Source organism: Flavobacterium aureirubrum, from assembly GCF_038739835.1.
Lineage (GTDB): Bacteria > Bacteroidota > Bacteroidia > Flavobacteriales > Flavobacteriaceae > Flavobacterium > Flavobacterium aureirubrum.
This window is the reverse complement of the sequence record NZ_JBCGDO010000047.1, coordinates 1-6149: the sequence shown is the minus strand read 5'-3', so window position 1 is coordinate 6149 and position 6149 is coordinate 1. Positions and strand designations below refer to the sequence as shown.

Below are 6149 nucleotides of genomic sequence, written 5' to 3'. Positions count from 1 at the left end.
AAGAAAACCTTTGATAAGTATGGAAAAAGCAATTACGACGATATGCGTTATTGGACTAATTTTAATTTTAATCGAAAACAGAATATAAAAACTACTGGTAACAGCCGTTCCTATGTAAAGCATCATAGAGTTTTCAACAACTTTGAGTATGGAATATATGTTCACGATTCTGGACAAATCCCTTCACTTGGTTTTAAATAAAAAAATAAAAATTATGCAAGCTTATAGACTTTTTTTCTTACAAGTACTTTAGTATATTTGAAAAAGAGATTGTGGAGTTTTTTTTGCAGTCTGACGATAGTGGTAATTTTAAGAAAAATCGAGAAAATAAGACAATTGACAACGGAAAAGAAACCAAAGAAAAGAACAACTAAAAGTAAAGGATTTGACTTAAAACCATATTTGATAGGTTTAGGAATATTAGCTCTACTTCTACTCTTATTTATTTCATATAGAATTTACATTTCAGAACGAACTCTAATTCCAATAAGTATTTTTGCTTTGATTGGTGGAGCAATTTTTCAAACCAAAAGATTGACAAAAAATTGGGGAATAGTTTTGACAACAGCTCTAATATCTTTTATTATAAGTTTTACTGCATTTTTACCAGGAAAAAGAGAACAAGAATATATTTTTGAAAATCATATCGAAATTTGGCCTTTTGTTTTTCTTGTATTTTTTTTGATATTAATTGGCATTTTTGCAAAAGAAAAAGTAACACCAAAATTAACTGAAGGTATTACTTTAATCCAATCTATGGCTATAATTTATTGGATTGCAGATTTTGGTTTGCTAGAAACTCGAAATTTGCTCTTAATATCTCTAATGGTAATAGCTTTATTTTTCTCATTATTTTCAATTTTTCACGCTTTTACTCATACTGAATTGACAAGAACAAATCGATTGACTCTGAGTATTTGGAGTACAATTATCTACGTAATTTTTGCAATTGAACATATTTATAATGTTTTTCAAAATGAACAAATTGAAAATACAGAAAACATAACAAGTGGAATATACATAGCTCTACAATATTTTTTACTTGGAGTTTCGGGTGTTTATATTGTCCAAAGCTATTTAATGTTAGTTGGTTTTTTACCCGGAAAAGGTTCATTTTTCAATAGTTTATATTACAAAGAACTTAAAGAATTAAAAAGTGACCATATAAAAAGATATTCCATAGAGCAAATCGATATTTCACATTCTTTATTTTGTGTAATATTCACAGGCGGAATTTTTTATATCAATTATATATACAAAATTGTGCCGAAAAACATTGCCATATGGATTGTTTTTGTAAGTTTTCCATTCATTTTATATATTTACGAATATCTAAAAAAGAAAAACTACCACTAATCGAGTAGACGGCTCCGCCACAGCTTTGCCACACATTTATTAGAAAGTGGTACTGATTTAAGATACATTCAAGAACTCTTGAGTCACAATAGTAGTAAGACTACTGAAATATACACCCATGTAAGTACAAAAAGTATGTAACAAATCAAAAGTCCTTTTGATGATTTGTAATACAACTTTTATTTCTATTTTTGAAACAAATACGCTATTCAATAGCGCCTATCCACCCTGTTTTGGGTGTATATGCGCTACTTTGTAGCGACTATATGCAAGTTGTGTGCTATTTTAAAAAAAAACGTACCAAGATTAAACCTTTCAATGAAAATAATATCTAACCAAGTATAACTATCAAAATAAATAAAATATGATTAGAACATTTTTATTATTTGTCGTGATTTTTACCCTTGGTTGTAACAAGGATGACGACAATCCAAATCCTTCAAATCCTAATGTTATTCCTTACCAAGAAGGTTTGACAACAAATTATATAACAATTAACAACATTACCAGAAAATATTTAGTTTATAGACCAACAGGAATGACAACTGTAAATGCTGTTGTAACAGTTTTGCACGGTGGTGGTGGACTTGGTATAGGAGTTTCAGAAATAGGTGCTCACCCACTATCCGTTTTTCGGACAATAGCAGACAATGAAAAATTTTTAGTAATTTATCCAGAAGGTTCACTCGATATTCAAGGAAATCCTGGTTGGAATGATTGTAGAAGTGATGATATATCAGGAAGTCAAGGTGATGATATTACCTTTTTGAAACAGTTAAATTCAAAATTAATCTCAGAGTTAAATATTAATTCAAACAAAATGTTTTTAACAGGGACAAGTAATGGTGCTTTAATGACCTATTCTTATGCTTTTCAATTTCCTGAAACTATTAAAGCGATAGCCGTTTCAAGTGGAAATTTACCTGAGTTTCCTGAAAGCGGACTTTGTACAAATGGCTCTAATCTGCCGTTGCCAATCTTGATAACTCACGGAACAAGCGACCCTGCAATGCCAGCAAATGGCGGTTGTGTAGCAGATATTGGTGGCAATTGTAATCGTGGAAAAGTAATATCTCAAACTGCAACTTTAAATTATTGGTTACAAAGAAACGGTTTACAAAATATTAATCCAACCATATCAACTTTTAATGTGAATACAACAGATGCAGGAAACGTAGAAAAAAGAATTTATAGTGGTGCAAAACCTTTGGTATATTTTATTCTTAATAACGCAGGACACGCTGTACCAAGTAAGACAGTTTATACCAATTCTTCACCAGCAAGTGGAGTTCAAAATAGAGATATAGAATATGCGGAGGAAGTTTGGAACTTTTTTAAAGGTCTTCAATAAAAACAGCACATAATCGAGTAGACGGCTCCGCCAGAAACTGACGGAGTGCTCCTTTGACGGTACTGAGCGGATGGTGGTTAGAGGTGTTTACTTGAGAGGGATACAGATTTAAGGTATATTTTAGAGTTGCTAGGTCATAGTAGTAGTAAAACAACTGAAATTTATACTCACGTTAGTACAAAAAGTATTCAACAAATCAAAAGCCCTTTTGATGATTTGTAATACAACTTTTATTTCTATTTTTGAAACAAATACGCTATTCAATAGCGCCTATCCACCCTGTTTTGGGTGTATATGCGCTACTTTGTAGCGGGTATATAGAAGTTGTGCGTCATTTTAGCCGAACGAAACGAAAAACAAAAAACATACAATGAAATTTTTTAACCAAGAAAAAAAAAGAGTTTGTTATTTACCTGAACATCAGAATGAAATTGTAAAATATTTTGTTGAAAATGAAGATGCAACCTTAGTGGTAAGTTTTGATGATTTTATTCTTCCTGAAAAACCGATTGACTTTGATAATGTATTGGAGATCAACATAAAAAAACTGATGCTTTCAGGAAGTTACCATAAAACAAATGAACTTGGAGCTTTTCTAAAATTAGCAACTTTAATAGAGTTAGATAATCGAAATATTGAACTTCATTATGATTTTATAAATTTCCCAAATCTTGAAATTCTAAGATACACTTGGCAAAAAAAATGTTTAAATATATCCGAATGTAAAAAACTAAAAGAATTAAGTTTATGGAGTTATAAGCCTAAAAACCAAAATTTAACCGAATTCTCAAAATTAAATTCTTTAGACGAATTACGAATAATTCAAAGTAACATTAAAAGTATCAACGGCATTGAAAATCTTCAAAACATAAGGGAGATGGTTTTTATTGCGAACAAATTACTATCGTTTGATGATATGAATTGTGTTTTTCCAAATGTAGAAATTTTGCACATTGAAAGTTGTAAAGAAATAAAGATTGAAAAAATAATCAAGCTATTTCCAAATATTAAAGATTTGAATTTCTTTAGCAGTAATGAAATCGAAAGTTTAAGAATAATTTTAGATAACTTGAAAAATCTTGAAAGATTAAATGTGTATAATCTTAAAATTCTTGAAAACGACAACACATATTGGAAAGATTATAAAAATTTAAAAAGTTTCAATTTTCAAGACAGAAAACATCACATTTTAAAGAGAAAAGATTTTAAAAATATATAAAAAAACGAACGCACAATCGAGTAGACGGCTCCGCCAGAAACTGACGGAGTGCGCGTCTGAGGGTAGTGAGCGAATGGTGGTTAGAGGTGTTTACTTGAGAGGGGTACAGATTTGAGGTAAATTTCAGAGTTGCTAGGTCATAGTAGTAGTAAAACAACTGATATATATACTCATGTTAGTACGAAAAGTATTCAACAAATCAAAAGTCCTTTTGATGATTTGTAATACAACTTTTATTTCTATTTTTGAAACAAATACGCTATTCAATAGCGCCTATCCACCCTGTTTTGGGTGTATATGCGCTACTTTGTAGCGGGTATATACAAGTTAGCGGTCAGGCTATGACGACACAAACCAACATTAAAATGAAAAATATCTTTTTAGTAATACTGACAATCTCACTCTTGACAAACTGCAATAATTCGCAGACAAAATCTGTTGACAAAAACGACAGACTTGAACTTGTCCCTGAGCCAGACAAAGAATTGCGAGAAGAATATGAAAAACAACAAGAATTAAATAAAATGAACTGTGCTTTTGCTGACCCTGACACATCTGTTGTTGGTATTAAAATTGGAAATGTTGAAAGCACATTGAAAATATTAGGAAAGCAAACAAAATTAGAAGGTGACTCTACTCATATTTTATACTCGAATGACAAAAAACAAAAACTTGGACTAACAGTTCATCCAGGAAGTTATTATAGTCAAGTTAGTATTTTTAATATTTCTTATGCTGACAAGTCAGAAAAGAACTTCCGACAAATAAATTCAAAGGAATTTGAAACCGAAAAAGGAATTAAACTCGGAATAAGCAAAAGAGAAATTATTGAAAAACTCGGAACTTGCTATGTAGCTAAAGACAGCACAAAAAATAGTATTGAGCTAAACTATAGAATTGAGCTTCCAAATGACAGCAAGACAAAATTATTGACGAGCAACAATATGCCTATTTATTATGCAACATATAGACTAACAAATGATAAACTCGAAAACATTGAATTTGGTTTTGAATATCCATAGACCGATAAAAGCCCAAACCGCTAATCGAGTAGACGGCTCCGCCAGAAACTGACGGAGTGCGCCTCTGGCGGTAGTGAGCGGATGGTGGTTAGAGGTGTTTACTTGAGAGGGGTACAGATTTAAGGTATATTTCAGAGTTGCTAGGTCATAGTAGTAGTAAAACAACTGAAATATATACTGATGTTAGTACGAAAAGTATTCAACAAATTAAAAGTCCTTTTGATGATTTATAATACAACTTTTATTTCTATTTTTGAAACAAATACGCTATTCAATAGCGCCTATCCACCCTGTTTTGGGTGTATATGCGCTACTTTGTAGCGGGTATATACAAGTTAGCGGCAATTCTATGAAACCACAAGCATATTTTGTATTATTTTTACTTTTTCTTATTTCCTGTAATGGAAAAAAAAGAAACGAAGCGAATTCTTTACCGACAGAAAACGACATTAATGAAGTTGTAAAAGTTATAGTTTTCCATAAAGGTTTTCATTTCGTATCCGAAAATTCAATAACACCTATTTCTATAGAATTAAAAAACAGAATTATTATTGATAAACGTAAAAAAGCTAAAGAATATGAAGAAAGTCCATTTCACAGAAAAGACACTTTAGCCATGTCAGATTTAATTGGAAATACAAACTTTCCCGTTAAAGATTTTTTTAAAAAAGAAGATTGGGAATTTATAAAACTTCAAAACAAAAAAGTTATTCAGAAATTGTCTCCAAAAATGTTTGGTAATTTAAAGTTCACTACAGTTAATAAAAAGCATGAAGATTGGTACTATTATTTCTCAGTGCCAATATTTTCATCAGATTTAAAGAAAGCCTATTTACAGTACAGTGGAATATATGAGGATTATTGTAATGATGGAACTGAAATATTTTTGGAGAAAAAAAATGATAAATGGGAAATAGTTGGAAACAGCTTTTGGTCTCATTAAGTAACAAAAAGAACTGCTGGTAACAGTCGTAACTGTTGCACAACCCTCCAAAAGACCATCCCGAAGTTACGGGATCAAAATAATTCCAAAAATTGAGTTTGTTTATAGCGAGGTGTTGGGAGTATATAATATAACCCGTTGGGTGTAATTATTTGAAGTAAAATAAATTGATTAGATATTGGTCAAGATACTGAAATGCAGTATCTTGAAGTCGTAAAACAAACAATATCTATGTCAAATATAGTAAAAAAATATTTA

Annotated in this window: 6 protein-coding genes and 2 pseudogenes; all 8 read left to right on the top strand. The window is 30.7% G+C overall.

The features are described 5' to 3' along the window. Positions 1 to 201, top strand: a 201-nt coding sequence (locus tag WFZ85_RS15690) for a hypothetical protein (RefSeq protein WP_342697203.1), incomplete at its 5' end; no start/stop codon positions are given. A gap of 135 nt (positions 202 to 336) precedes the next feature. Then, positions 337 to 1356 carry a hypothetical protein gene (locus WFZ85_RS15685; RefSeq protein ID WP_342697202.1) on the top strand — a complete coding sequence of 340 codons (1020 nt, stop codon included), beginning with the start codon at positions 337 to 339 and terminating at the stop codon, positions 1354 to 1356. Positions 1357 to 1368: 12 nt separating this feature from the next. Further along, a pseudogene (locus tag WFZ85_RS15680) lies at positions 1369 to 1497 on the top strand (tyrosine-type recombinase/integrase); the annotation flags it as partial. 223 nt (positions 1498 to 1720) lie between these two features. Further along, positions 1721 to 2707, top strand: coding sequence for a CE1 family esterase (locus tag WFZ85_RS15675; protein WP_342697201.1), 987 nt, complete (start codon positions 1721 to 1723; stop codon positions 2705 to 2707). 370 nt (positions 2708 to 3077) lie between these two features. Then, complete coding sequence (locus WFZ85_RS15665; protein WP_342697200.1) at positions 3078 to 3926, top strand: leucine-rich repeat domain-containing protein; 849 nt, start codon at positions 3078 to 3080, stop codon at positions 3924 to 3926. 365 nt (positions 3927 to 4291) lie between these two features. Continuing rightward, positions 4292 to 4948, top strand: a complete 657-nt coding sequence (locus tag WFZ85_RS15655; RefSeq protein WP_342697199.1) for a hypothetical protein — start codon at positions 4292 to 4294, stop codon at positions 4946 to 4948. Positions 4949 to 5058: 110 nt separating this feature from the next. Continuing rightward, positions 5059 to 5181: pseudogene (locus WFZ85_RS15650) on the top strand (integrase); the annotation flags it as partial. Between the two features lie 116 nt (positions 5182 to 5297). Next, positions 5298 to 5891 (top strand): hypothetical protein, encoded by a 594-nt coding sequence (locus WFZ85_RS15645; protein ID WP_342697198.1) that lies wholly within the window; start codon positions 5298 to 5300, stop codon positions 5889 to 5891. The last annotated feature ends 258 nt before the right edge of the window (positions 5892 to 6149 follow it).